Here is a 25967-nt window from a genome sequence, read left to right as displayed (position 1 = left end):
GCTCGCGAGCACCCCGAGGACGACCCGAGGGCACCCCGGGGCACGGTCGGGGCCCCTCGCGAGAACGGGGGGTCAGGACTCCTTGCAGAACTCGCCGATGGGGATGCCCACGTGCCGCTGCTCGGTCGCGATGTAGCCGAGCAACTCGTCGCCGCGCTGGAGCTCGGTGACGTTGCGGACCTTGCCGCCGGGGCCGAGCACGCGCACGTGCCAGTCGTCCTGCACGGTCAGGCTCACCTCGACGCCCTCGGGCGAGTGCGCGGTGATGGTCAGGATCGGGCGGGATTCGAGCTTGGCCCGGCCGACGGTGAGCTTGCGCGTGCGGCCCTCGGAGTTCACGGCGAGCACCGTGCTGCCCGAGCGCAGCTCGGACAGGTAGTTGGTGCGGTTGTCGGGGCCGAGCACGTAGGAGTGCAGGGCGCCCGCGTTGACCCGGAACGGCCGGGTCGGCATGTAAGGCAGCGGGTGGGTCTCGCTGCAGCAGAGGATGAACCCGGAGGAGAACGAGCCGACGAGGATGCCCTCGTCCTCCTGGAAGTGGGACGCGGTGTCCACGCACACCCGGTCGCCCAGGCCGTTGTGGGCGATGCCCTCGACGGTGAGGGTGGTCAGGGTCAGCGGCGGCGTGGTCGCCTCCAGGAGCCTGGCCAGCTGGAACACCTCGGTGGCGTCGCGCGGCGCCATGAGCACGCCGTCCGAGCCGTGTTCCAGCACGTCGAGCACGATGGCCGCCTCCTCCAGGTCGGCGACGACCGTGACCAGCTTGCCGGGCGCGCCGTCGGCGGCGGCGATGACGATCTCCAGCGGGATCTTCGTCGGGTCGGTGAACCCCACGATCGTGTGACCGAGCTTGACCGCCGCGTGGCACGCGAGCTTGAGCGTGCGGTCGTCGCGCACCTGCACGAACGCCGCGTCGACGGTGAGCCGGTCGAGCCGGTCCTGGTCGTCGACGACCACGGCGACCAGGTGCGGGCCCTCCACCGGCGCCTCGGTGACGAGGACCTTGTCGATCGTCGGGGGCAGGGTGTCCAGCAGGGCCGGGTCGTCGGACACGACGCCGGCGAGGCGGGCGTGGACGGCGGCGTCGACGACTGCTTCGCGCTGCGCCTCGGGCACGGCGCGCAGGTCGATCCAGGCGAACTTCAACGGTGCTCCAAGGGGTGTCGGACCCGGGCGGCGGGGGTCAGGACGAGGCCACGACGCCCGTCACGGCGCGGACCAGGTCCGCTCCGGGGTCCTCGTGGACGATCGACGCCAGTTCCGCGACCAGCGTCATCGGCGTGGGCGAGGTGAACACGCGGCGGCCGACGGCCAGTCCCGCGCAGCCCACCGCCATCGCGGTGCGGGCGTGGGCGACCGGGCTGCCCCCGGTCGCCGGGCCGCCCGCCACGATCACGGGGATCGGGCAGCTCGCCACGACCTCGGCCATCCGCTCGGCGGGCAGCGCGAGGTTGGTCTTGACGATGTCGGCGCCCAGGTCGACCGCGATGTTGACCACGTGCGCGAGCAGCGCGGGGGCGTTCGGGTCGACGATGCGCGGCCCGCGCGGGTAGACCATGGCGATCAGCGGCAGGTTCCAGTAGTCGCACGCCTTGGCGACCACGCCGAAGTCGGTGAGCTGCCGCCCCTCGGTGTCGGAACCGATGTTGACGTGCACGCTGACCGCGTCCGCGCCCAGCCGGACCGCCTCCTCCACGTCGCCGACGAGCACCTTGGCGTTGGTGTCGGCCATGTGCGCGGTGCCCGCGCTCAGGTGGACGACCAGGGCGCACCCGCCCAGCGCGGCCGGGTCGATGGTGCGCACACGTCCTTTGTGGACGATGATGCCGTCCGCGCCGCCCACGACGACGGCGTCGACCAGGCCGTTCCACCGGTCGCGCGGCACCACCGGGCCGTCGGAGACGCTGTGGTCGAGCGGGACGAAGAGGTACTTGTCGTCGCGCGGGCGGGAAAGCCGTCGCAGTCGCAACGCTTTCCTCATGTCGCTCACACCTCCCGATTATTGCGGCGATGGCCATGCAGCAGGGTGGTGTAGCCGGCGAGCGCGGCGGGAGGTGTGAACTGGCGATAACTCCTCAGTTATGCACCTGTTGGAGCAACGCCGTTCGGTCATCCTGAACAGAGCGTCATGCTCCGACACCCGCGCGGTCGGTGTTTGCCGTCATCCGATTGCCCTAGGCTGCGTCGGTGCACATGGAGATCAGGCACCTCCACGTCGTGCTGACCGTCGCGGAAGCGGGGAGCATCAGCCGGGCCGCTTCGCTGCTCAAGATCGCGCAGGCGGGCCTGACCGCCCAGCTGCGCCGCATCGAGCGCGGGTTCGGTGGTCCGCTGTTCCTCCGCCGCACCGACGGGGTCGAGCTGACCGAGCTGGGCCGGCACGTCGTGCTGCGGTCACGCGACCTGGTGGAGCGCTTCGACGACCTGCTCGTCACGTCGCGCAAGCTGGCCGCGGAGCACGCCGGCACGGGCATCCGGCTCGGCGGGGTGGCAGGTTCGCTGACCCCGCTGCTGGTCGGCGTGGTGCGGTCGCTGTTGCCCACGCACCCGCAGACCACGCACATCGAGCGCAGCGGTGACGCGGTGCTGGAGCTGGTGCGCACGGCCAAGCTGGACCTGGCGCTGGTGACCGAGTTCCCCCAGAGCCCTCTGCGGATTCCCGAAGAGGTGGACTACCGCGCGGTGGTCACCGAACCGATGCTGGTCGGGATCGCGAGCGGGCACCGGCTGTCCGGGCGGGGCGAGGTGCGGTTGTCCGAACTGGCCGACGAGGAGTGGGCCGTGCTCGACGAGTGCTACGGCGGCGGGCGGCTGAACCTCCAGCTCGCGTGCGAGGCCGCCGGGTTCACGCCGCGCTGCGCGCACTTCGGGCTGGACCCGGTGTCGGCCGCGGAGCTGGTGCGGTCCGCGCACACCGTGGCGTGCTTCTTCCCCACCGGCCACGACCTGCCCGGGGTGGTGCTGAAGCCGATCGTGGGCAACCCCGTGCACCGGTGCGTCATGCTGGTGTGGCAGCGGGACTGCGAGGCGGCCGAGTACGTCGAGGACGTCCACGCGGCGCTGCTGCGCGCCTACCACGAGCGGACCTGGGGTCACGGGCGGTCGGCGAAGCTGGCCGCCACCGGGCTGACCGTGGCCGCCAGCTGAGGCCCTTCCCGGGAACCGCGGGGCCGAACGGCCGCGGAACGGGCCGGGAGGGGCGGGAATTGCGTTGCGGGAATCCGCAAGGCGGAACCCGGCGATTTCCTCCGGGTTTCAGCCCGAATGCCGCAGGACGCTTTCCACTTCGGCGCGAAAAGCCTCGACCCCGTCCTTCCCCCGGGGTGCGCCGTGGGCCTGGAGCAAGTGGAGCAGCGCGACACCGTTGGCGGAACGCCGCGACAGCGCGCCGAAGGAGAACGCGGCTTCGCAAGCGGCGACCGCGGTGGCCAGCGCCGCCGCGGCGGTGGCCAGGAAGGCCCACTGCGCGCGCCGGGGCCCGTCCGCCACCGCGACCGCGCCCAGCGCGGCGGCCGCCGTGAACAGCAGCACGGTGACGGCGGTGGTCCAGCGGCGGGCGGTCGTGTAGCGGGCGCGATCCCGCTCGAAGGTGGCGAGCCGGTCCCCCACGCGGTGACGCAGGTAGGCGCGCAGGAACTGCTCCCGGTGGTCGTCGGGGGTGGTCGTCATGCCCGGTTCACCGGTTCGTGTCGGTAGCGCGCCACGGCCGCCGCCAGCTCGCGGGCGCGGTCCTCGCGCTCGGCGTCGTCGGCGGCGGGCGGTGCGGCCAGGTGGTCGAAGTACAGGGCGCGCAGCCGCTCGGCGCGCACGCGGGCGTCGGGGTCCTCGCCGCTGCGGGCGAGGACGGTCAGGACCGCCGCCACCGCGCCCGAGGCGGCCAGCAGCACCCCGGGCCACGGCACGTGCCGCAACCAGAGCTGGAGGGCGGCGAGCACGGTGGTGGCGAAGCCCGCCGCGAGGGCGAGGGCGACCAGGAGGCGGGCGCGCTCGCGGGCCCGGAGGGCGGCGACCTCGCACTCGTGCAGGGCCGGGGCGACCAGCTGGTCGGCGTCGTGGATCGCGTCGGCGAGCAGGGGGTAGTCGAGCACGCAGCCGGGGTCGACCACGGGGTGCGGCTCGGGCGGGCGGAAGCGCGGTCGCGGCCACACCGGCGCGGGCGGCGCGGTGACGCGCACCTCGGCGCCCGGTCGACCGGCCAGCACCCGGAGCAGGACGGCGACCACCTTGTCCGGGCCCTCGTCCACGTGGACCGCGGCCACGTGCCCGCTGCGGACCAGGACGGCCAGGTCATCGGACCTGTCGGACCTGTCGGACCCGTCGGAGCTGTTCGGCCTGGTCGCGGCGGCCCGGTCCTCGGTGGCGGGCGCGTCGGCGACCCGGTCTTCCTCCGCCGGCGCACCGGTGGCCGCCTCCGGGAGTTCGATCTCCGGGTGTTCGGCCTCCGGGTGTTCAGCCTCCGGGCGTTCGGCCTCCGGGCGTTCGGCCTCCGGGCGTTCGGCCTCCGGGTGTTCAGCCTCCGGGCGTTCGGCCTCCGGGTGTTCTCCACCACTCGCGACGAGGTGACCGCGCACGATCTCGTCCGCCAGGCCGCCCGTGCCCGCGAGCACCAGCAGCGGCCGGTCCCGGCCCAGGTGCTCCACCAGCGCGGCGCGCGCCCGCTCGTCCCCGCCGACCAGCAGCGCGAGCGCCGGGCGCTTCGTGCCCGTGACGGCGTCCACCACCCGGAACAGCGCGGGCAGCTCCTCGCCCCACCGCGAGCCCGGCGCCAGCACGGCCGTGTCGTGGTTGGCGTTCAGCCGGACCTCGTCGCCGGTCGGCTCGGCGTCCTCGGCCGCCACCCGGCCGGACGGCGCGACGCCGACCAGCCGCGGCCACCGGCCGTCCAGCGCCTCGGCGGCCAGGCCGACCAGGTGCGCCACCCCGGTGTCCGCGCCCGCCGTCACCACGACGGCGTCGGCCCGGACCGCGGCGGCGAGGACCGATCTCAGCACCGGCAGCACGGTCGCGGCGAGCCCGGTCCCCGGGTCGTCCCCGGCGCCGAGCACCACCAGCACGGGGCGGGCGCGGGGCAGTCCCAGGGCCCGCGCCCGGATGTCGGCGTCGGGGTGCGCCAGGCGCCGCACCCGCGGACCAGCACCCGCTGTAGACATGCCGGGCACCATAGCGCTGCTTCACGCGAAACTCACCCGTACAGGTGGGATTTTTCGCGCGGGTAGAGTGCAGTGCGTGTCGATTGACCCCGCTGAGCTGGAGATCGCCCTGAAGGTGCTCGCCCAGGTGGACGAACTGGACACCGAGCACCCCGACGCGGTCACCGTCCGCCGGGCCACTGCCGGCATCTGGAAGAGCCTCCGCAAGCGCCGCAAGGCCGAGCGCCGAGCGTCCGTCACCGCCGCCGACCGCGCGGTGACCGAGGCCACCGCGACCGGCTCGCCGTCCCGCATCGACGACGAGACCCGGGGCATCCTGCTCACCGAGCCCGAACCCGGCGCGCGGGCGGGCACCCTGCTGCGCGCCCGCTCCTGCTACACGTGCAAGGGCCGCTACACCGAGGTGGACGCGTTCTACCACCAGCTGTGCCCGGACTGCGCGGCGCTCAACCGCGCCAAGCGCGACCAGCGCGCGGACCTGAGCGGCAAGCGCGCCCTGCTCACCGGCGGCCGGGCCAAGATCGGCATGTACATCGCGCTGCGGCTGCTCCGCGACGGCGCGCACACCACCGTGACCACGCGGTTCCCGCACGACGCGGCGCGCCGGTTCGCGTCCATGCCCGACAGCGCCGACTGGCTGCACCGGCTGCGCGTGGTGGGCATCGACCTGCGCGACCCCGGCCAGGTGGTCCGGCTCGCCGACTCGGTGGCCGCCGCCGGGCCGCTGGACATCCTGGTCAACAACGCCGCGCAGACCGTGCGCCGGTCGCCGGGCGCCTACGCGCCGCTGGCCGCCGCCGAGTCCGCGCCCCTGCCCGCCGGGCCGCTGCCCGAGCTGATCTCGTTCGGCCGCACCGCCGAGGCGCACCCGGTGGCGATCACCGCAGGCCTCCCCGCCGGCCTCTCCGACGAGGTCGGGGCCACGCCCGCGGTGACGGCGCTGGCCCTGGTCGCCGGGTCGAAGGAGATCGACGCGGGCGGGCTCGTCCCGGACCAGGCGTCGGTCAACAGCTGGGTGCAGCGGGTCGAGGAGGTCGACCCGGTCGAACTGCTGGAGGTGCAGCTCTGCAACAGCACCGCGCCGTTCATCCTCATCTCCCGCCTGCGCGCGGCGATGGCCGCCTCGACCTCGCGGCGCAAGTACGTGGTGAACGTGTCCGCGATGGAGGGCCAGTTCAGCCGCGCGTACAAGGGGCCCGGCCACCCGCACACGAACATGGCCAAGGCCGCGCTGAACATGCTCACCCGCACCAGCGCCGCCGAGATGCTGGAGGTCGACGGCATCCTGATGACCGCCGTGGACACCGGCTGGATCACCGACGAGCGGCCGCACCCCACCAAGCTGCGCCTGGCCGCCGAGGGCTTCCACGCGCCGCTGGACCTGGTCGACGGCGCGGCCCGGGTGTACGACCCGATCGTGCGCGGCGAGCTGGGCGAGGACCTGCACGGGTGCTTCCTGAAGGATTACGCGCCCGCCCCGTGGTGACGCTGAGGCAGTGATCGGCCCCACGGTCACTCATCCCACTTCCGGCAGTAGCAACGCCGATACGCCGTTCAGGTAGCGCGGTCGGCGAACGTGGCACGGTGTGCGACCGTCCGTCGGTATGGTGAAACTTTCGGCGGACCGCCGCGAGGGCGACGGGGGTGGGCATGGACGGCGATCAAGCCGGTCGAGCCTGCGCGCCGCCGGGACGCGCGAAGTGCTCCTGGGCACGCGCGGGGCGCTTATGGGAGCACGCGAAACGCTCGTGCGAACACGCGAGGTGCTCCTGGGCACGCGCGGGGCGCTCGTGGTGACCGAGCACCGCCGACAGGTCAACCCGTTCCCCCTGCCCGGTTGGGAGCACACGCCGATGCGGCCGCTGCGGCCGTTCGACCGGGAGGTCCACCGCGGCTACTACGTGCCCGTGGACGGCAGCGAGCAGGCGTTCGAGGAGTTCCAGCACGAGATGGGCGACCTCACCGGCCTGCTGGAGGACGGCCGGCTGGTGCTCGTCACCGGCGAGTCGGGCTGCGGCAAGACCGCGCTGGTCAACCGGTGCGCGGACTGGGTGGTGCGGCGGCTGGCCGCGCAGGGGCTGCGCGGCGTCGTGCTGGACGTGACCGGCTGCCTGCCCACCGACCAGGAGCTGTCCATCGACCAGCGCATCACCGAGGTCTGCGACCAGCTGTTCGACCTGCTGGTGGACCACGCCGCGCTGCGCCCGGAGGCGGAGGACCAGCTGCGGGACGTCCGGGACGTGCCGCGTCGCGTCTTCCCCCGGCTCGGCCGGGCGCTGCGGGAGGACACCTCGCTGGTCGTGCTCCTGCCGAGCCCGAACGAGCTGGTCGACGAGGTGATCCGCTACGCGCGCGTGCTGCGCAGCGCCAAGGTGCTGTTCCTGACCGAGTCCGCCTTCCTGGGCCCGGACGACGTGGCCGACGTGGTGCGCCGGCTGGAGACCTGGGTGCCGCCGGTGGCGCTGCGCGTCGGCCTCCTCGACGAGGGTGACGCGCGGCGGTTCGCGGCGGACCGGCTCGACCGCCACGCGGAAGCGGGGAGTTATCCGCGGATGAGTGATGAAGCGGTCGAATTGGTGGCGAAGCTCTGCCAATCGGTCGCCATGCTCCAAAGATTTTTACACGGCACCTACGAGCACAAACTCGAATCGGGGCTAAGCTACACCGAAGCCGACCTGGTCTCCGTCGAGGACATCAGGGCGTTCTTCAACACGAGGTCCCGGAATGGACTGGGGATTGGGCCATGAGCGGCAGCAGCGAACTCCCGCCCCCGCGGAAGAACCCCTTCTCGCCGATGGCGGTCGCCCGGATCACCGAGTTCGACGCGACCCCCGACGCGATCGACGTGGCCATCACGACCGACGCGACCAGGCAGGCGCTCGCGCACCTCACCTCCTACCTCGACGAACGTCCCGCGCGCGGCGGTGACCGCACCGGCACCGTGGTGGCCGTGCTCGGCGACTACGGCACCGGCAAGACCCACCTCGCGGTCCGGCTGGTCCGGCACGCCCGGCAGGTGCTGGCCGACCCGACCCACGCCCTGTACCTCGACGCGACCGCGGACAGCTTCGTCGAGCTGTACCGCCGGTTCATGCGCAAGCTCGGGCGCGAGGGCGTGCGGGCGCAGGTCAGCGAGTACTACGCGGACATCGTCGCCGACTCGCTCCAGTCCTCCGGCCTGACCAGCGACATGCTGGACTGGCTCGGCAGCAGGCAGCTGGAGCCGCAGGAGGTCGTGGAGCGGCTGGGCCTGATGGAGAGCGCGTTGCTGCGCAAGGTCCAGGACACGCTGCGCGAGGTCACCGACAACAAGGACTTCGGCACCGCGCTCACCCTGCTGCTGCGGCCCGGTTTCGAGCACTCGGTGTGGTCGTGGCTGCTCGGCGGCCCGCCGGACCAGGTGCTGGTGGAGCGCGGCATCACCACGCCCGTCGACGACGAGGTCGCGGCGCTGGAGGCCATGGGCGTGTTCGCCCTGCTGTTCGGCGGCAGGCAGCGGCGGTTCGTGCTGGCGGTCGACGAGCTGGACAAGATCTTCTCCGCGGACAGCAGGCCGCAGAAGAGGACCATGGCGGCGTTCCAGACGCTGTTGCAGGTGTTCGCCAAGGCCGGCGCGTGCCTGGTGCTGTGCGGGCTGCCGGACTTCAAGTCGGTGCTGCCGCCCGCCGTGCGGCAGCGCATCCCGTGCACCGTGGTGATGACCGGGCTGAGCCAGGCGGAGGTGCGGGAGTTCGTCGAGCTGGCGCAGGAGCCGCTGTCGGGGCGGCAGCTCGCGCCGTTCACCGCGCACTCGATCCGCTACCTGCGCGACATCGCCCGCGGCAACGCGCGCAACGTGATCCGGCTGTGCCACCGGGTGTTCCGGGCGGCCGACGACGCCGAGCGCGCGGGCGGCGAGTTCCTGGTCACCGAGGACGCGGTGCGGCAGGCGGCGCGCGAGCTGTTCGGGTCGCTGAGCGCGGACGACGTCGAGGGCGTGGTGCGGCGGCTGCTGGACGCCAACGGGTTCGACTACCTGCACCGGCGCCTGCTGGGCGTCGGCGAGGAGTCGCTGGCCGACTTCTGGGTCACCTTCCCCGACCGCACCGGCGGGTGCGCCGTGCTGCTGACCAGGTCGCTGCTGGACAACGCCGACCTGGACGCGGTGATGCGGCGGATCACCGCGGTGCGCGAGGCCGCCCCGGACGCCGAGCTGGTGCTGCTGGTCAACGGCGTGGTGGCGGACGTGGTGGCGATGCAGCTGCGCGAGCCGCTGGGCCGCGAGCCGCTGGTGTACGTGGACCGGACGTTCGCGGACGACTTCAAGGCGCTGATCGGCGCGGCGGGCAAGCGGCTGGGTGGCGAGGACGACCCGCTGACCGCGCTGCGGGTGCAGATGGAGCGGCTGACGCGGCAGCAGTCGAGCATCTACGGGTTCATCGAGCAGCTGGCCGAGCACGTGGACGGCGTGCGCACGTCGTCGGACCGGCAGCTCGGCGCGATCCAGCGGCAGCTGGGCGCGCTGGCGGGCGACGCGCCGCCCCGTGCCGCGGGTGACCGGCTGCCCGGCGAGGTGGAGCGGCTGTTCCGGGACGCGGTGGACGCGCTGGAGGACCTGACGCAGGTCGACGCGATGTTCGCGGAGGCGTTCGACCGCGCGCCGACCGCGACGCAGGAGGCGGTGCACCGGCGGCTGCGGATGCCGGAGTTCACCAGGGCGGCGGCGCAGGTGCTGGTGATGCAGCGGGCGGTGCAGGCGTTCCGGGCGGCGGTGTCGCAGTGGTACCGGTCGGCGGGCGACCCGGACGCGGAGGACCGGCTGGAGGCGCTGTGCCTGATCTACGACGACATCGCCGAGTTCCTGCCGCTGTTCACCCTGGAACCCCTGTTCAGCCTGCCGCCGTGGTCGGCGCGCGCGGGCAACCTCGTGACCGAGGTCAACCAGGGCGCCCGACGCACCCGCGTGCACCACGCCCTGCGCAACCTGAGCCCACGCGTCCGCCGCGCCGTGGACCGCTCCACCTGACCCGAACGTAGAACTCGGGGGTCCTGGGCGTTCGACGCGGTGGACCTGAACGTTCGACTCGCGCAGGGGAAGCGGTCGGGTGGAGGGGCAGGGGCGCTTTCAGGGGCCGGGCGGGGTGAGTTCCGCGCTCAGCGCCGACATCCGGCTTTCGGCCGGACCGACCCGCGACTGGTCGATCGTCACGCCCACCAGGTACTCGCCGGCGCGCTGCCGGTAGTAGTAGACCGCGCCCATCTCGACGTCGAGCACGAGTCGCACCAGCCGCCCGCCGACCACCGGGGCCACGGCCCGGTTCAGCTTGGTCGCCAGCGCGCCCAGCTCGGGCACGAAACCCTGGTAGAACCGCTGCCGCGCCTCGACCGTGACCTGCTTGAAGAACGGCGCCAGCGACGGGTCGCCCAGGCAGTCGACCATGGCCCGCACCTCGCCGTCGACCACGTGCGCCACCACGTGCAGGTCCCGCGCCCGCACCGCCGACAGGCACGGCGTCAGCGCGCCCTCCCCGACCGACACGTGCGGCTCCACGTCGCTCTCCGCGGGCAGCGCCGCCGCGCGGTCCGCGGTCTCCCACCCGCCGGGGTTGAGCGAGCCCAGGCTCAGCTCGGCGCGCAACCGGGTGGCGAGCCCGGCCACGGCCCGGTCCGCCTCGTCCACCGCCGGGTGCCCGAGCAGCGGTCCCGCGCCCGCGTGGTCGAGCACCAGGCCGACCACGTGCTGCGTCGGCACGACGGAGTCGCAGAACAGCGCGCCCTCCTCGGTGTGCAGCACGACGCGGATCAGCCGGCCGGTGCGCGCCTCCTGCAACGACCGGTCGAGCGCGGCGACCTGGAACGTCAGGTGCCTGCCGAGCCGCTTCAGCTCCTCGCGGCGGGTGCCGCCGGGCAACGCGCCGGGCGGCGGGGGCGGGTCGCCGAGCACGTCGACGCCGAAGTCGAACACCCCGCTGCTGTAGTGGGCGAGGTGGTGCAGCGCGGGGCTGGTGAGGATCGCCGTCCGGCAGGCGTGCCTGGTCGTGTCGAACTCGGGGCCGAGGTGCTCGGCCTCCTCCTCGTACAGCTCCACGCTGCCTCCTCCGGCGGGCTCAGGTGTGCGGGACGTCGACATCGCACTCCCGCCAGTCCTGGTCGGCGGGGTGCGCGGCCAGCCGCAGGTTGTGCGCCGCGACGGCGGTGTGCGGGTGGTCGGGGCCCAGGAACTCGACGCAGTCGGCGTGCGCCTCGGCGATCAGCCCGGCCGCCCGGTCCACCTCGCCCGCCGACAGCAGCACCCGCGCCTCGTCCACGGCCGCCGCCAGCGTCCACGGGTGCGTGTCGCCGAGCCGGTCCCGCAGGGTCGACACGGCGGACCCGACGTGGGCCACCGCGCCCGCCGGGTCGCCCGCCGCGCGCAGCGCCAGGCCGAGGCCCAGCTCGCACAGCGCCACGAACGGGTGGTTCTCGCGCAGTCCCACGTGCCGCAGGAAGCCGTCCAGCGCGGTCCGCGCCAGCTCCACGGCCAGCTCCGGGTCGCCGCCGACGCGCCGGTGGTCGGCGGCGAAGCTCAGCGCGCACCCCAGCGTGTAGGGGTGGTGCGGTCCGATGACCTCGCGGTAGTCCCGCAACGCCTTGCCGGTGCGCTCCTTGGCGGCCCTGGTCCGGCCGACCAGGCGCAGCGCGACGGCGTAGTTCCGGTGCACGCCGATCTGGACCTGGTTCAGCTCCGGCCGCAGCGCCTGGAGCTGCTGGGAGGCGGTGAGCAGCGAGTCCAGCGCCTCCGGGTAGCGGCCCAGCTCCCGCTGGTAGAGGCCGAGCTGGGCGAGCGTGGTCCAGGTCCGCGAGTCGTTCGGCCCGAACAGCCGCCGCCGGCGGCGGTAGTTGTCCTCCTCCACGGCGAGCGCGCCCGCCGCGTCGCCGGACAGGAACATCGAGGCCGCCAGGTTGTTCGCCGCCAGGCGGGTGTCGGGGTGGTCGTCGCCGAGCACCGTGCGCAGGCCCTCCCAGGTGGCCTGGTCCTCGGCCAGCGCCTCGGCGAACAGGCCGAGGCCGCGCAGGTCGCCCGCGCGGCCCCGGGCGGTGATCAGCGGCTGCGGGTGGGTGAGGTCGAGCGCGCGCCGCTGCTGGGCCAGCGCCAGGTCGTCGAGGCGCAGCGACTCGACCGGTTCGCCGAGCACGCGGTGGACGTTGGCGAGCTGCGCGGCCAGCCGGTTGCGCAGCGGGTCGGCCGCGCCGAACCGCCCGGTCCACGAGTCCAGCAGCGCGCGGCCGGGTCCCAGCGCCGCGCGCCGCACGCCCGCGCCGCCGTCGGTGAACAGGAACCGCACCTGGTTGACCAGCCAGCGGCGCACCGCCGGGTCGTCGCTGCCCAGCGCGCCGGACGGGAAGACGTGCCGCTGGAGCTCGGTGAACCGGGCGCGGCGGGTGGGCGAGTTGTCCTCCACCTCGGTCGGGGCGAGCGCGGCCAGCGCCCGGAGCACGTCGGCCTGCCGCGCGTCGCGGTCGGCGGGCGGCATCGCCTCGCGCAGCGCGCGCTGCACCACGCGGTGCATCCGCAGCGTGTACTGGTCGCCCCAGTCGACGCGGAACAGGCCGTGCCGGGCACCGTGCCACAGCACGCGGTCGACCTCGCCCGCGTCCAGCTCCAGCGGTTCGGCGTCCACCCCGCCCGCCGCGACCAGCCGGTCGAGGAACGCGCGCGAGCGCACCAGCCCGAGGTCCGCGCCCTCGGTCGAGAGGAACGCGCACAGCTGCGCGACCAGCACGGCGAGGCGTCCGGTCGCGGTGTCCCGCAGCGAGTCGACCACGACGCCGACGACCCGCGCCACACCGTCCGCCTCGGACCGGTCGAGGTGCTCGAACAGGGTGCGGGTGGCCCACGCGGCGGCGTCCGCGTCGCGGGAGCCCGCGCCCAGCTCGGCCCGCGCCGTCTCGCCCAGCCACGACGACACCACGTCCAGCGACAGCGGCAGGTGGTCGACGGCGTCGGCGACGCGCCGCGCGTCCTCGACGGTCAGGCCGGGCACCCGGTCGAGCAGCAGCCGCGCGCTGTCGTCGGCGCGCATCCGCGCCAGCTCCAGCTCGGCGCCGCGGTTCGCCGTCGAGGTGATCAGCACGTGCCCGGTGACGCCGTCCGGCAGCAGGTCGGAGATCAGGTCGAGGTCGTCGGCGTTGTCGTAGACCAGCAGGAACCTGGCGTAGGCGGGGTCGCCGGCGAGCCGCTCCAGCGCGGCCAGCGTGCCGTAGTCGGTCGACCCGGGCTGGCGGAGCCGCGCCGCCAGCTCGGCCAGCGCGCCCAGCAGGACCTGCCGGTCGTGCGCGGGCAGCCACCACACCGCCGAGTAGTCCGAGGAGAACCGGTAGGCGTACTCCAGCGCCAGCTCGCTCTTGCCGACGCCGGACACGCCGTTGACCGCCAGCACGGCGCGCTCGTCGCCCGCCTCCAGCAGCCGGTCGCGCAGCTCCTCCAGGTCCTCGTCGCGGCCGACGAACGCGGGGTGGCGCGGCGGCAGCCCGAGCACGTGGGGGTGCGAGCCGGGCGTCCTCATGCCGGGTTCGTGCTCCGCGCCGGGCCGGTCGATCAGGCCGAAGTGGCCGAGCAGCCGGGCGCTCAGCGCCTCCGGGGCGTGCTCGTGCACGGACAGGCCGTCGTCGAGCGGGTCGTCCTCGGCCAGCGCCAGCCGCAGCACGGTCAGCGGCCGGTCGGGCAGCGCCACCGGCCCCGAGTGCGGCGAGGACAGCACCACCACGCCCGGCGGCTCCTCGTCCGCCAACCAGGACCGCGCGTCGGCCAGCGAGCGGACCCGCGCGCCCGCGCGCTCCAACTGGCCGCGCACCCAGTCGAACCACGGTCGGTCGCGCGGCGCGTACGCCACCACCACCCGGTCCGGTTCGGTGTTCGACGCCAGGCCGAACACCCGCCGGTAGCGGGCGCGCAGCACCGGCGGCACCGGCGGCGGCTCGGTGACCGCGCCACCGGTCACGGCCGCCGCGAGCCTGCCGTACTGGGTCTCCAGCACGCCGCTGCCCGACTCCTCGACCAGGATCGCCAGCAGCGGGTCGAACGCGTCGTACGGCCGGTAGGGGATCTCGACCGCGCCGCCGTCGGGCACCCGCTTCGGCTGCCCGGCCAGCAGCTCGGCGAACGCGGCGTGGATGGCCGAGCGGATGCGCCGGGCGCGGGACTGCTCGTCCGCGTCGTCGAACAGCGTCGCCACCGGCACCACGTCGATCCGGATCGGGGCGCGCTTGCGCAGCCGGGCCGCCAGGTCCGCCGCGTCGGCGATGGCCCGCGGCCGGGGCCGGAAGCACACCACGGCCAGCTCGCACAGCGTGGCGACGAGGGTCAGGGACTCCTCGCCCGCGCCGGTCGGCGCGTCGATCAGCACCTGGTCGTAGTCCGACTCGGCCAGCCGGGCGCGCAGCTCGGCGATCACGCCGGGGTCGCCGTGGCCGGCGCCCGGGCGCGGCCTGCCCGCCGGGTCGGTCGGCACCGGCGACACCACGTCGACGTGCCCGGCGGCCCCGGTCCCGCCGGCGGGCGGCGCGAACCGCTCCACCGCGGGCAGCGGGTCCTCGTCACCGGCGGGTTCCGCCCGGTACGCGGCGACCAGGCCGCGCCCCAGGGCGTCGGGCAAGCCGTGGCGGGACACCAGGAACGGCTCCAGGTACTCGCGGACGCGCGGCACCTCCGAGCCCCAGTCGACCACCAGCACCCGGCGGCCCGCGGTGGCCAGCACCCAGGCCAGGTTGGCCACCGCGCTGGTGCGCCCCGTGCCGCCGGTCGCCGACAGGAAGGCGGTGACCGCGGTGTGGTGCGGGGTGGTGCGCGGGCTGCTCATGCGTTGCTCCAGGGCGGCGGAGGACTTGGGTAACGGGATCGCGGGCGCCGCGCCCGCCTTTCAGCCGCGGTTCACCCGAACGGCCGTGCGCACGGTTGTCGTCGTCACCGCTGTGGTCACGGCGGGTGTCACGGCGGGTGTTTTCACAGTGAGCTCTCGAAAGCGGCGAACCTGGTGGGCAGTTCGGCGTTCTCCGCGAGGATCCGGTGCAGCGCGGCGCGCAGCGCGGTGTCCGGCAGGTCGGCCAGTCGGCCCAGGTCCAGGCCCGTGACGTCCAGGAGCTCGGACTCCAGCACGGGTTCTTCTGCCATCTCCGGCACACCCCCTCACCGCAGTGCTGCGGGTTTGCCCGCCGCTCGCCCGATTGCCGGTTCGACCAACGGGCGCGGTTCCATCTTAGTGAAGTGCGGGGGAAAGCGGCGTGAATCCTCCGATTGGCGGAAGTAGCGGGCGGTGAGCTGTGTTTGATTGCTCTCGGGGAGGGCGGAATCGGGGGGTTGATGAAAGCGCTGCCGTTCCACCAGTTCGTGGTGAAGGTGCACGGCCGGTGCAACCTGGCGTGCGACTACTGCTACGTCTACGAACTGGCCGACCAGAGGTGGCGGTCGCGCCCGCGGGCGATGTCGCCGGAAGTCGTCGCGCACACCGCCGAACGGGTGGCGGAGCACGTGCGGGCGCACGGCCTGACCGAGGTGGAAGTCGTGCTGCACGGCGGGGAACCACTGCTCGCGGGCCGTGCCGCGATCGCCGCGCTGGTGGCGCGGTTCCGCGCCGAGGTGCCCGCGGAGGTGCGGTTCACCGCGCAGACGAACGGCACCTTGCTGGACCGGGAATTCGCGCTGTTGTTCGACTCGCTGGGCGTTCGGGTCGGGGTGAGCGTGGACGGCCCGCCGGAAGCGCACGACCGGCACCGCACGCGGCCGGACGGCGGCGGCAGTTGGGCGGCGGTGCGTTCGGCGCTGGAGTTGCTGCGCGGGTTTCCAGGGGTGTACGGCGGTCTGCTGTGCGTGGTGGACGTGCGCAACGACCCGGTGCGCACCTACGAGTCGCTGGTGGAATTCTCGCCGCCCGCCGTCGATTTCCTGCTGCCGCACGGCAACTGGTCCGTTCCGCCGCCGGGACGCGCGGCCGGCGCGCCCGGGACGCCTTATGCGGAGTGGCTGATCGCGGTGTTCGACCGCTGGTACGAGCGGCCGGTGACGGGGGTGCGGCTGTTCGAGGAGCTGCTGAACGTGCTGCTGGGCGGCGGGTCCGGGGTGGAGGGCATCGGGCTGAGCCCGTCCGCGCAGGTGGTGGTCGAGACCGACGGCTCGATCGAGGCCTCGGACATCCTGGCGTCCTCCTCGCCCGCCGCGGCGGCGACCGGGTTGAACGTGGCGCGGGACCCGTTCGACGCGGCGGCGGACCTGCCGCCGGTGCGGGCCGCGCGGGAGGGGTTGGCGGGGTTGTCGGGGGTGTGCCGGCGGTGCCCGGTGGTGCGCGCGTGCGGTGGTGGGCTGCGGGCGCACCGGTACCTGGAGGGCGCGGGGTTCGACCGGCCTTCGGTGTACTGCCCGGACCTGGCGCGGTTGATCGGGCACGTGCGGTCGCGGGTGGCGACGGACCTGGCGGAGCTGGCGTGACGGGCGGGAGGCCGGGCCCGGGGTCGCGGGGTGGCGGCTCGGCCGGGAGTGGCCCGGCAGGCGGCGGCCCGACGAGCGGCAGCCCCGCGAGCAGCGGCTCCCCCGCCGTCGCGCCCTTCCGGTTGTCGGAGGCCGACTTCGTCGCGCTCGCCAGGGGCGGTGGCGGCGCGGCGGTCCGGGTGTTGCGACTGGCCCGGCGCAGCCGGACCCTGCTGATGATCAGGTCGATCGCGTCCGACCCGGAGGCGCGCCCCGCCTACGAGCTGCTGCGCGAGGCGCGCCGGGTGGCTCCCGGCGCGGTGGACCGGGTGCTCGACCACCCGTCGGTCGGGGCGTGGGCGACGCGGACCGCGGCGGGGCGCGGTCGGCCCGGTGAGCTGGCGTTCACGGCAGCCGCGGCGGCGGTGCGCGCGGGGGTGCCGGTGGACCTGGCGTTCCCGCCGGCCGAGGTGGTCGCGCTGCCGTCGTTGGGGGTCGTGGTCGGGCCGGGGTCGGGGTACGAGCCGTTGCCCGAGGTCGCGATGGGGCCTGCCGTGCTCCAGGTGGACCTGTGGGCGGGTGGCGGGGTGCCCGACGAGCTGCCCGTGGACACCGCGCCGGACCTGCCGCGGCTGCGGAAGCAGGTCGGGGCGGCGTGGGAGCTGCTGGCGCGGGACCACCCGGCGGTCGCCGCGGAGGTGGCCGAGGTCGTGAGGGTGCTGACGCCGATGCCGTCGTCCGCCTCGGGGACGAGCAGCGCGACCCTGGCGGACGCCTACGGCTGCGTGTTCCTGTCGCCCGCACCGGACGCGGAGGCGGTGGCGGTGACGTTGGCGCACGAGGCCCAGCACAACAAGCTGGCGGCGCTGATGGACCTGTTCGCGCTGGTCGAGCCCGACCGGCGGGCGTTGTTCTACGCGCCGTGGCGGGAGGACCCGCGGCCCGCGACCGGGCTGCTGCACGGGACGTACGCGCACCTGGGCGTGGCGGGCTTCTGGCGGGACCGGCCTGGTGCGGCGGCGCGCGCGGAGTACGCGCGGTGGCGGTCGGCCGCGCTGGCCACCGCGGAGGCGCTGCTGGACAGCGGCGCGCTGACGCCGACCGGCGCGCGGTTCACGGCGGAGATGGCGGCCGTGCTGCGGGCGTGGTGCGCCGAACCGCTGCCCGCCGACGCGCTGGCCGAGGCGGAGGCGGAGGCCGCCGCCCACCGGGCCCGCTGGCAGGCCGCCCACTCCGGCTGACGGAACCGGCACGACCCGCGGGCGACACGACCTCCGAGCCGCACCGGCACGCTCCCACCCAGGCCCGACCTCCATCGGTCACGCTCCCCACCGGGCCCGATCCCCACCGGCAGGACCCCACCGGGCAACCCCCGCCCGAGCGCCGCCCGCCCCGCAACGCCGGCCGCCCCGGCGACCCAGGTGACCCGTGGGACCCCAGTGGCGCTCACCGCACTCCGCGACGCGCCGGGCGTGATCCCCGGCCTCCGGGCGCCCGGCGGCGATACTGCGCGCCATGCTCAACGCCGACGGCCACCTGGTGCACTCCCCGTCGGACCTGGTGGACCTGTTGGAGTGCGAGCACCGCAGCCGGCTGTCCCTGGCCCTCGCGCGCGGCGTGCCCGGCGTCCCCGCGCCCGAGGAGCAGCGGAACACCCTGGCCACCCGGCACGGACTGGCGCACGAGCAGGCCGTGCTGGAGCGGTTCCGGGCGCGGACCGAGGTGGTCGAGATCCCCCAGCCCGCGCCCACCCACGAGGCGCTGACCGCCGCCGCCGCGCTGACCGCCGCCGCCCTCGCCGACCGGGCGCCGGTGGTCTACCAGGCCGTCTTCTACGCCGACGGCTTCCACGGGCGCGCCGACTTCCTCGTCGCCGGCGAGCACGGCTACGAGCCGCACGACGCCAAGCTCGCCCGCCACGCCACCCCGGCCGCCGTGGTGCAGTCGACCGCCTACGCGAACGCCCTGGGGTCGCTCGCCGGTCCCCGGATGCACCTGCTGCTCGGTGACGGCACCGCCCGCGCGTTCCGGGTGGCCGACTTCCTGCCGCTGGTCCGGGACCTCACCGACCGGCTCCGGGTCCGCGTGGCGGGGCCCGCGACCCTGCCCGCCCGGTTGTGGGACGACGAGCGGCCCGCCTGCGCGACGTGCCGGTTCGCCCGCCACTGCGCCACCGGGCGCGAGCGGGACCGGGACCTGTCGCTGGTCGCGGGCATCCGCGCCGACCAGCGCCGCAAGCTCGCCGCGGCCGGGCTCGGCACGATCGACGCCCTCGCGGGCGCCGCGCAGGCCGACCGGCCCGCCACCATGTCGGCCGCGACCTTCGCCGGGTTGCGCGCGCAGGCCGCGCTCCAGGTGGTCCAGGACCGCTCCCGCACCGAGGCGGACCCGACCGGCGAGGTGGCCTTCGAGGTGGTCGCGCCCGAGGCCCTGGCCGCGCTGCCCGTGCCCGACCCCGGCGACCTGTTCTTCGACATGGAGGGCGACCCGTTCGCGCTCGACGGCGAAGGGCTGGAGTACCTGTTCGGCGTGGTCGACGCCGAGGGGGCGTTCACGCCGTTCTGGGCGCACAGCCGCCGGCGGGAGAAGCTCGCGTTCGAGCGGTTCGTCGACTTCGTGGTGGAGCGGCTGGAGGCCAACCCCGGCGCGCACGTCTACCACTACGCGCCCTACGAGGTGAACGCCCTCAAGAAGCTGGCCGCGCTGCACGGCACCCGCGAGGAGGCCGTCGACCACCTGCTGCGCTCCGACGCGCTGGTGGACCTGTACTCGGTGGTGCGCAAGGCGTTGCGGGTGTCGCAGCGGTCGTACTCGATCAAGTACCTGGAACCGCTCTACATGCCCGCGCGGACCGGCGAGGTCACCAACGCCGTCTCCAGCATCGAGGCCTACGAGGAGTACCTGGCGCTGCGCGGCGCGGACCCGGCGCGCGCCGAGGAGGTCCTGGCCGGCATCGCCGACTACAACGCCGCCGACTGCGTCTCCACGCTGCGGCTCTACCGGTTCCTGCTGGGCGTCCGCGACGAGGCCGGCGTCCAGCCGCACGTGCCGGAGCCGTCGTTCACCCAGGAGATCGAGGACGAGTTGGCCGCGCAGCGCCGGGCCGAGCGGGCGGCGCGGCTGGCCGCCGTGGTCGACCCGCTGGTGGAAGGGCTGCCGGACAACCCGGCCGAGGCGACGGACGACCAGCGGGCGCGGGCGCTGCTGGCCGCCGCGGTCGGCTACCACCGGCGCGAGACCAACCCGGCGTGGTGGGACTTCTTCCGGCAGATGGGCGCGCCGCTGTCCGAGCTGGAGTCCGACAGCGCGTGCGCGGTGCCGGTGTCGGTGCGCGCCGAGGACTGGGTGATGCCGTCCGGGCGGGTGCGCAAGGCCAAGCGCGAGGTGCGCGCGTGGTGCGACCCGGAGCGCCCGCACCCGTTCGCGGCGGGCGACCAGGTGCGGCTGCTCTACAAGGGCGCGCCCAACCGCAGCCGGGACGCCGTCGTGCTCGCCGAGTCGGCCGAGGACGTCGTGCTCCAGGAGAGCACCTCGCCGGACGACGTGGACGGCGAGGTGCCGATCGCGGTGCTGCCCGGCAGCCCGGTGCGGCCGACGCCCAAGGACGAGGCGGTCTACGACCTGGCCGCGATGGTCGTGGACGCCCTGCCCGAGCTGCCGCCGCACCCCGGCGTCGACCTGGTGCGGCGCACGCCGCCGCGGCTGCGCACGGGGGCGCTGCCGCGCTCCGACGACCTGATCGCCGACGTGATCGCGGCCGTGGACGCGCTGGACGGCTCCGCGCTGGCCGTGCAGGGCCCGCCGGGCGCGGGCAAGACGTACCTGGCGGGCAGGCTGATCGCGCACCTCATCCGGGGCGGGCGCAGCGTCGGCGTGACGTCGACCAGCCACAAGGCCGTGGAGAACGTGCTCTCGGCGGCTCGGGCGGCGGGCCGCGAGCTGGGCGTGCCGATCCCGACGGCGAAGCGGGCGAAGGGCGCGCCGGCGAAGGACTGCGCGTGGGAGCAGCCCCGGGACAACGGGGCGCTGGTGCGGTGGCGCGACGACCAGGGCGGTGGCCACCTGGTCGGCGGCACGGCGTGGACGTTCGCCAACACCGCGCTGCGCGAGCGGCCGTTCGACGTGCTGATCGTGGACGAGGCCGGGCAGTTCGCGCTGGCCGACGCGCTGGCCGTGTCGACGTGCGCGCGCAACCTGGTGCTGCTGGGCGACCCGCAGCAGCTGCCGCAGGTCGTGCAGGGCACGCACCCGGCGGGCGCGGAGGCGTCGGCGCTGGGGCACCTGATCGGCGACGCCGACGTGATCCCGCCCGAGCTGGGCTACTTCCTGGACCAGACGCGGCGGCTGCACCCGGCGGTGTGCGAGCCGGTGTCGAACCTGTCCTACGCCGGGCTGCTGCGGTCGCACCCCAGCGCGGCGGGACGCGGTGTCGCGGGCGTGCGGCCGGGCGTCTACCTGCGCTCGGTCGAGCACTCGGGCAACACCACGTCGTCGGTGGAGGAGGCGGCGGCCGTGGTGGGCGTGGTGCGGTCGCTGATGGGCCGGCTGTGGACCGACGGGCCGGGCGCGCGGGCGCTGGACGAGGACGACTTCCTGGTGGTGGCGCCGTACAACATGCAGGTGCGGCTGGTGCGGCGCGAGCTGGAGAAGCACGGGTACGGGCTCGTGCGGGTCGGCACGGTGGACCGGTTCCAGGGCCAGGAGGCGCCGGTGGTGGTCACCACCATGACGTCGTCGGCGGCCGTGGACCTGCCTCGCGGCCTGGACTTCCTGCTGTCGCGCAACAGGGTGAACGTGGCGCTGTCGCGGGCGCAGGCCGTGGCGGTGGTGGTGTGCTCGCCGAGGCTGGTGGAGGCCGACGTGCGCGACGTCGACCAACTCCGGCTGGTGTCGGGCATGGTGGGCCTGATGGCCGACGCCGAGCCGTGGGACGTGGAGGACCACGCGCCCGTGGACGTGTGACACCTGCCCGGTTCGGGGATCACCACTCGAAAGGCGGGTCCTCACCCGGTTGCTCGACCGGCACCCGGGTCGGGAGTTCTGCGATTCCCTCGCCCACGTGCTCGACCTGGAGGTCGAGGTCGAGCATCTGGTCGACGATCCGGTCCACCGGCTCGCCGCGGAGCAGGGCGTGCCCCAGGACCTGCCTGACCGGCACCGGCTGGTCGACCTCGAACCACTTCTTGCCGGTCTCGAAATCCTTGACCAGGGAAAATCGGTCCACGCGTACTCGTCGACTTCCGGCTCCACGGACACCAGGCCCAGCTCCCACGCCCGTATGGCGATCTCGTGCACCTCCTCGTCGTACGTGGACCACCCGAAGGAGTCGAGGCCGTACGGGAAGTGCAGCGGCAGCGGTTTGCCCGACGCGACGAGGGAGCAGACGCGCGCGTCGGAGAGGAGCGCCAGGTCCACGTCGTCGGGCACGCCGACCGGTGGGACCCGGGCCGGCACCTCCGCCCCTCGCTCACGGGCCCGTTCGATCACCTCGGTCACCTTCACCCTGAGGTGGTACGCGACCCGCACCGCGACTTCGAGGGTGAGGTCGGCGGACCAGGTCGCTGACGGCAATCCTTCACCGTCCTCCAGGAACCCCCGGCCCAACGGGTCGAGGCAGGGGTCGTCGAGCCGCTGTTCCGGCACCTCGTAGCCCAAGCGCGACAACCGGCGCGCCGCATCGTCCTGGGTGCACCCGGCACGTGCCGCGCAGAGGCTCAGGGCTCGTGCCGAGAGGGCGCCGGACCACGGGGCGGATCGACGGACGAGGTGATCGTCCTGGTCGTCGAGCACGTCCGGGAGGTCGTCCGCCTCGGGGACGGCGTACCCCCAGCGGCGGAGGACCTCCCCCACGGCCTTCGGCCCCGGACCGGACTTCACCGAGAGCTCTACCAGCCGGTACAGGCTCACCGCTCCGAGCGGGCCGTCGACGGGGAACGAGTAGCGCGCCAAGCGCCTCGTGATCTCCGCCGACGGCAGCCTGGTGCGGCGCTGGGCGGCGATCACGTGGCCCCTCGGGACGGGGCGCCCCGGTTCGAGCCACGGCGCACGGCCGGTGAGCTCGCGGCTGAGCAACGGGTGGTCGTGCGCCTGGCGCTCTTCCCGGTCGGGGAGGTCGTCGAGCCCGTCGGTCCGATACCCCAGCCTCCGCAACCTGGCGACGATCGCACGAGGCCCTCGGCCCAGCAGGTACGCCAACTCGGCCACGGCGCCGGTCGGGACCGGGCCGTCCTGCTCCTTGCCGAGGTGTGCCGCCAGGACGGCGTCCGAGGGCAAGGCCGACAGCACCCTGATCCCCCGGGGAACGAGGCCGTTCGGGAGCAGTGCCGGATCACGGGCGATCAACCGCCACAGCAGGATCCACGACGGCAACGACCTGTGCCCGGCGCCCAGCGGCCGGTTGCCAAGGGGAGGCGTCGGACTGCGATCCGCGGGGAAGCAGTCGGACGCGGTGGCATCCGCTCGCACGCCGGCGTCACTCAGTCGCTTCCCGGCCCTGATCACGGCCGGCGTGACGATGTCCGCCACCCCCGGACTGACCTCGGCGACGTTGGCGATCCACTCCCAGGACAGGAACGCCGGGTCACGGGCGACGAGTTCCGGAGCCGCTGCCGCCAGCAGCCGCTCCACGTGCACCGAGACGTCGTCCAGCACTTGCGTCCGGTCGACCGTGAGGCGGGGCACCCGGTGGCGGGTGAGGTTGACGACCGCACCACGCAGGTCGTCACCGCCGCCCGAGTGCTTGAGCAGGCCCCTCTGCTCCGCGGGGACGACGTACAGGCCGTCAGCCAGCAGCCCTCCGCCCTGCGCGCACCAGACGACCTGTCCCTCGGGTGAGCGGGACGCGGGCAGCACCTCTTTCGCCACGTGGATGCCGTAGGACTCCCCCGGCTGCCTCGACCGGGCCTTGAAGACGAACGGCTCCCACTTCGCGACCAAGCCGTCGTGCTCGGCCCCGGTGGCGAACTCCGCGATGCCCAGCGACCGCTCCAGCACCTCCACGCACGACGGCGCGTCCTCCCCGTCGCGCAGGTGGAGCGTCACGGTCGTGCCGGGCTGCGAGCCGCTGTCGGCGACCTGCCGGATGCGGAACAGGTGGCCGGGGCCGACGATCCGCACCCGCCACTCCGGCCCGGGCGGCCGTCGTGGCGGTCCATGCGGCAGGTGGTCACCTCGATCTCGTCGGCCGGCATGAAGTAGCTCATGACGCCGATGCCGAACCTGCTGTTCGGGTAGAGGTGGACGCCGCGCTCGGCCCACTGGGCCTGCTCCTCCAGGAACTCCGACCGGTCGGCGAAGCGGACGCCCGCCTGCGAGAAGACCTCGCGCAGCTCCTGCGCGCCCATGCCGATGCCGTTGTCGGTGCACCGCAGGTAGTGCCGGCCCTGGTCGTCGACGCCCTGGTCGAACCCGATGCGCCCGGTCCAGCCGCCCGGCAGCCCCAGCGCGATCCGGTAGTCCTGGCGCGCCTGGCGGTAGCGGCACGCGTCGAGGGCGTTCTGGTACAGCTCGCGGATGGCCAGCGACCTGTCGCCGTAGAGCTGCTCCCCCATCAGCAGCTCGCGCACCCTGGTCTGCTCCAGGCGGAAGCGGGTGACCGGCACGGCGAAGATCGGGTGGCCGTCGTGCGCGGCCGGTTCGACCCGGTCGGCCGACGCCCGTGCCGGCAGGTGGCGGAGGGGTTGGAGGTGGACGTCGTCCTCGGCCACCGAGTGGACCGCGCCGAGCACGGCGTCGACCCGGGCCACGTGCTCGCGCAACGCCTCCGGGACCGCCTCGTGCCGGCACTCGGCGACCAGGCCCAGGCCGATCCGGATCGGCTCCCAGGTGGCTTCGCCCAGCGTCGTGCGCAACTCGGCCAGGTCGACGGGGTTCGGCACGCCCAGGTGCTCGACCACCACCGGTGACAGGGCGATCGGCTCGACCGCGAGGGTGTGGCCGACCACCAGCAGGAGGCCGAGCAGGCGTTCGCGCACCTCCACGCCACCGAGGTGGGTGGTCCGGGACTTCAGGTCCAGGCGCTGCGGGACGCCCAGGTCGCCCGGCGGGAGGCGGAACAGGCGGGTGAGGCGGTCGAGGACGTCGACCAGGACCTTCCGCGTCGGGCGGTCGTCGACGGGGATCGCCTCCAGGACGGCGGGCTGGTCCTCCCTGGTCGCCACCCAGCGGTGGAACAGCCACCAGGCGATCTCCTCGGACGCGGCGCTGCGGTCGGACAGGTCGCGTTGGGCCGCGCGGGCGACCAGGCGGCGTTCCAGAGGGCCCGCGAGGTGGCGCTCGTAGGACTCCCGGTCCTCGTCGCCGCCGGTGACCAGCAGGTCGAGGGGGCCGACGTGGGCGGCGGACGCGGCGGCGCGGGCCGTGCGGGCCCGGGCTGACCCGTCCGCAGGAATGCGGAAAGGCCCGCACCGGACGCCCGGTGCGGGCCTTTCGTCGAGCGCGCTCAGGACCTCGGCAACCCCGGCGGGTTGATCTCGGACTTCTCCACCGCCTCGTCCGCCAGCCCCCACCGGTCCAGCACCTCGGCGTACTTGCCGGTCTCGATCAGGTGGTCGATGGCCTCCGCGACCGGCTCCACCAGGCCGCTGCCCTTCTTCGTGGTCGCCGCGATCTTGCCCTGGAGGTCGCCGCCGCCGGAGAAGGTGCCGATCACCTCCGTCGTGCCGGAGACGGCCACGTGGTACGCCGAGGTCGGGTTCGGGCCCAGGTAGGCGTCGAGCCGGCCGGACTCCAGGGCCAGGTAGTAGTCGGAGGCGTTCTGGTAGTACTTGATGTCCGTGGCGGGCAGGCCCTTGGCCTCGTTGGCCTTGCTCCAGTCGACCAGGATCTTCTCCTGGTTGGTGCCGGACCCGACCGCGATGACCTTCCCGGCCACGTCCTCCGGCCCCTCCACCCGCCACGAGCCGCCCTTCTTGGCCTCGAACGCGAGCGTGTCCAGCCGGTAGGTGGCGAAGTCGTACTTCTCCTTGCGCTCCTCGGTGACGGTGATGTTCGACAGGCCCAGCGGGTACTGGCCGCTGTCCAGGCCGACGAACAGGTTCTCCCAGGACGAGACCTCCAGCTGCGGTTCCAGGCCGAGCACGCCGGCGATGAGCACGGCGATGTCGGTCTCCACGCCGATGGGCGTCTTGTCGTCGGTGGCGTAGAAGCGCAGCGGCGGGTTGGTGCCCGCCGAGCCGCCGATGGCGATCCGGCCCTCCTTCCGGAACCGCTCGGGCACCTTCGCGGCGATCGAGTCGACCTTCTCGGCGGTGACGCGGTCCTGGTCGGGACCGAGGTTGACGACCTTGCCGTTGCTGACGACCTGGTCCTCGATCGCCGCGCCGTCGGCGCCCGCGCAGGCGGTCAGCGCCAGGGCGGCGACGGTGAGGAGGGCGGCGGTTCCGGAGCGCGACAACGGG

The 25967-nt window shown here is 74.3% G+C and carries 17 protein-coding genes; 7 read left to right on the top strand and 10 right to left on the bottom strand.

Translation table 11 applies throughout. The features are described from left to right. Window positions 1–72 precede the first annotated feature (72 nt). Together ABD223_RS26300 and ABD223_RS26295 are read right to left on the bottom strand one after the other, a co-directional pair. Window positions 73–1146 carry a 3-dehydroquinate synthase II family protein gene (locus tag ABD223_RS26300; protein WP_344039191.1) on the bottom strand — a complete coding sequence of 358 codons (1074 nt, stop codon included), beginning with the start codon at window positions 1144–1146 and terminating at the stop codon, window positions 73–75. Between the two features lie 37 nt (window positions 1147–1183). Further along, complete coding sequence (locus ABD223_RS26295; protein WP_344039190.1) at window positions 1184–1981, bottom strand: 2-amino-3,7-dideoxy-D-threo-hept-6-ulosonate synthase; 798 nt, start codon at window positions 1979–1981, stop codon at window positions 1184–1186. A gap of 212 nt (window positions 1982–2193) precedes the next feature. Here ABD223_RS26295 and ABD223_RS26290 point away from each other — a divergent pair, with 212 nt between their 5' ends. Beyond that, entirely contained in the window at window positions 2194–3147 is a 954-nt protein-coding gene (locus ABD223_RS26290) for a LysR family transcriptional regulator (protein WP_344039353.1), read from the top strand. A gap of 108 nt (window positions 3148–3255) precedes the next feature. On the opposite strand, the gene ABD223_RS26285 is transcribed toward ABD223_RS26290, so the two are convergent. Together ABD223_RS26285 and ABD223_RS26280 are read right to left on the bottom strand one after the other, a co-directional pair. Continuing rightward, window positions 3256–3669: a hypothetical protein gene (locus ABD223_RS26285; protein WP_344039188.1), complete on the bottom strand. Its 414-nt coding sequence runs from the start codon at window positions 3667–3669 to the stop codon at window positions 3256–3258. Continuing rightward, window positions 3666–5150: a hypothetical protein gene (locus ABD223_RS26280; protein WP_344039187.1), complete on the bottom strand. Its 1485-nt coding sequence runs from the start codon at window positions 5148–5150 to the stop codon at window positions 3666–3668. Before ABD223_RS26280 ends, ABD223_RS26285 begins: the two co-directional genes overlap by 4 nt. Window positions 5151–5226: 76 nt before the next feature. On the opposite strand from ABD223_RS26280, the gene ABD223_RS26275 reads away from it, so the two are divergent. The 3 genes from ABD223_RS26275 (at window position 5227) to ABD223_RS26265 (ending at window position 10155) form a co-directional block, all read left to right on the top strand. Further along, window positions 5227–6636, top strand: a complete 1410-nt coding sequence (locus ABD223_RS26275) for an SDR family NAD(P)-dependent oxidoreductase (protein WP_344039186.1) — start codon at window positions 5227–5229, stop codon at window positions 6634–6636. 262 nt (window positions 6637–6898) lie between these two features. Then, window positions 6899–7897: a hypothetical protein gene (locus tag ABD223_RS26270; RefSeq protein WP_344039185.1), complete on the top strand. Its 999-nt coding sequence runs from the start codon at window positions 6899–6901 to the stop codon at window positions 7895–7897. Next, window positions 7894–10155 carry a hypothetical protein gene (locus ABD223_RS26265; RefSeq protein ID WP_344039184.1) on the top strand — a complete coding sequence of 754 codons (2262 nt, stop codon included), beginning with the start codon at window positions 7894–7896 and terminating at the stop codon, window positions 10153–10155. The genes ABD223_RS26270 and ABD223_RS26265 overlap by 4 nt, the downstream gene beginning before the upstream one ends. Window positions 10156–10254: 99 nt before the next feature. Here ABD223_RS26265 and ABD223_RS26260 read toward each other — a convergent pair whose 3' ends face one another. The 3 genes from ABD223_RS26260 to fxsA form a co-directional block, all read right to left on the bottom strand. Then, on the bottom strand, window positions 10255–11217 hold the full coding sequence (locus ABD223_RS26260) for a hypothetical protein (protein WP_344039183.1): 963 nt from the start codon (window positions 11215–11217) through the stop codon (window positions 10255–10257). Window positions 11218–11236: 19 nt separating this feature from the next. After that, window positions 11237–14968: an FxSxx-COOH system tetratricopeptide repeat protein gene (fxsT, locus tag ABD223_RS26255; protein ID WP_344039182.1), complete on the bottom strand. Its 3732-nt coding sequence runs from the start codon at window positions 14966–14968 to the stop codon at window positions 11237–11239. A gap of 143 nt (window positions 14969–15111) precedes the next feature. Then, window positions 15112–15279, bottom strand: a complete 168-nt coding sequence (gene fxsA / locus ABD223_RS26250; protein ID WP_344039181.1) for an FxSxx-COOH cyclophane-containing RiPP peptide — start codon at window positions 15277–15279, stop codon at window positions 15112–15114. Between the two features lie 189 nt (window positions 15280–15468). Between fxsA and ABD223_RS26245 the strand changes: the two genes are divergently transcribed. From ABD223_RS26245 to ABD223_RS26235, 3 genes are all read left to right on the top strand, one after another. Further along, window positions 15469–16590, top strand: coding sequence for an FxsB family cyclophane-forming radical SAM/SPASM peptide maturase (locus ABD223_RS26245; protein WP_344039180.1), 1122 nt, complete (start codon window positions 15469–15471; stop codon window positions 16588–16590). Continuing rightward, window positions 16587–17810: an aKG-HExxH-type peptide beta-hydroxylase gene (locus tag ABD223_RS26240; protein WP_344039179.1), complete on the top strand. Its 1224-nt coding sequence runs from the start codon at window positions 16587–16589 to the stop codon at window positions 17808–17810. The genes ABD223_RS26245 and ABD223_RS26240 overlap by 4 nt, the downstream gene beginning before the upstream one ends. A gap of 274 nt (window positions 17811–18084) precedes the next feature. Then, window positions 18085–21531, top strand: a complete 3447-nt coding sequence (locus ABD223_RS26235) for a TM0106 family RecB-like putative nuclease (protein WP_344039178.1) — start codon at window positions 18085–18087, stop codon at window positions 21529–21531. A 19-nt stretch (window positions 21532–21550) separates the two neighbouring features. Here ABD223_RS26235 and ABD223_RS26230 read toward each other — a convergent pair whose 3' ends face one another. From ABD223_RS26230 to ABD223_RS26220, 3 genes are all read right to left on the bottom strand, one after another. Then, the gene (locus ABD223_RS26230; protein ID WP_344039177.1) at window positions 21551–21793 is read right to left on the bottom strand and encodes a hypothetical protein; all 243 of its coding nucleotides are present in this window, start codon (window positions 21791–21793) and stop codon (window positions 21551–21553) included. Between the two features lie 1813 nt (window positions 21794–23606). Beyond that, window positions 23607–25076 (bottom strand): HD domain-containing protein, encoded by a 1470-nt coding sequence (locus tag ABD223_RS26225; RefSeq protein ID WP_344039176.1) that lies wholly within the window; start codon window positions 25074–25076, stop codon window positions 23607–23609. Beyond that, a complete protein-coding gene (locus tag ABD223_RS26220; protein WP_344039175.1) occupies window positions 25010–25963 on the bottom strand; it encodes an ABC transporter substrate-binding protein in 954 nt (317 codons plus the stop codon). The genes ABD223_RS26225 and ABD223_RS26220 overlap by 67 nt, the downstream gene beginning before the upstream one ends. Window positions 25964–25967 lie beyond the last annotated feature (4 nt).

The organism is Saccharothrix xinjiangensis (assembly GCF_039527585.1).
GTDB lineage: Bacteria > Actinomycetota > Actinomycetes > Mycobacteriales > Pseudonocardiaceae > Actinosynnema > Actinosynnema xinjiangensis.
The sequence above is the reverse complement of the archived record's forward strand: the minus strand, read 5'-3'. Positions and strand labels throughout refer to the sequence as shown.

Coding starts and splice junctions, on each gene's coding strand:
- ABD223_RS26295 (WP_344039190.1), bottom strand. CDS start 1,981: ATGAGGAAAGCGTTGCGACTGCGACGGCTTTCCCGCCCGCGCGACGAC.
- ABD223_RS26290 (WP_344039353.1), top strand. CDS start 2,194: ATGGAGATCAGGCACCTCCACGTCGTGCTGACCGTCGCGGAAGCGGGG.
- ABD223_RS26285 (WP_344039188.1), bottom strand. CDS start 3,669: ATGACGACCACCCCCGACGACCACCGGGAGCAGTTCCTGCGCGCCTAC.
- ABD223_RS26280 (WP_344039187.1), bottom strand. CDS start 5,150: ATGTCTACAGCGGGTGCTGGTCCGCGGGTGCGGCGCCTGGCGCACCCC.
- ABD223_RS26265 (WP_344039184.1), top strand. CDS start 7,894: ATGAGCGGCAGCAGCGAACTCCCGCCCCCGCGGAAGAACCCCTTCTCG.
- fxsT (WP_344039182.1), bottom strand. CDS start 14,968: ATGAGCAGCCCGCGCACCACCCCGCACCACACCGCGGTCACCGCCTTC.
- fxsA (WP_344039181.1), bottom strand. CDS start 15,279: ATGGCAGAAGAACCCGTGCTGGAGTCCGAGCTCCTGGACGTCACGGGC.
- ABD223_RS26245 (WP_344039180.1), top strand. CDS start 15,469: ATGAAAGCGCTGCCGTTCCACCAGTTCGTGGTGAAGGTGCACGGCCGG.
- ABD223_RS26235 (WP_344039178.1), top strand. CDS start 18,085: ATGCTCAACGCCGACGGCCACCTGGTGCACTCCCCGTCGGACCTGGTG.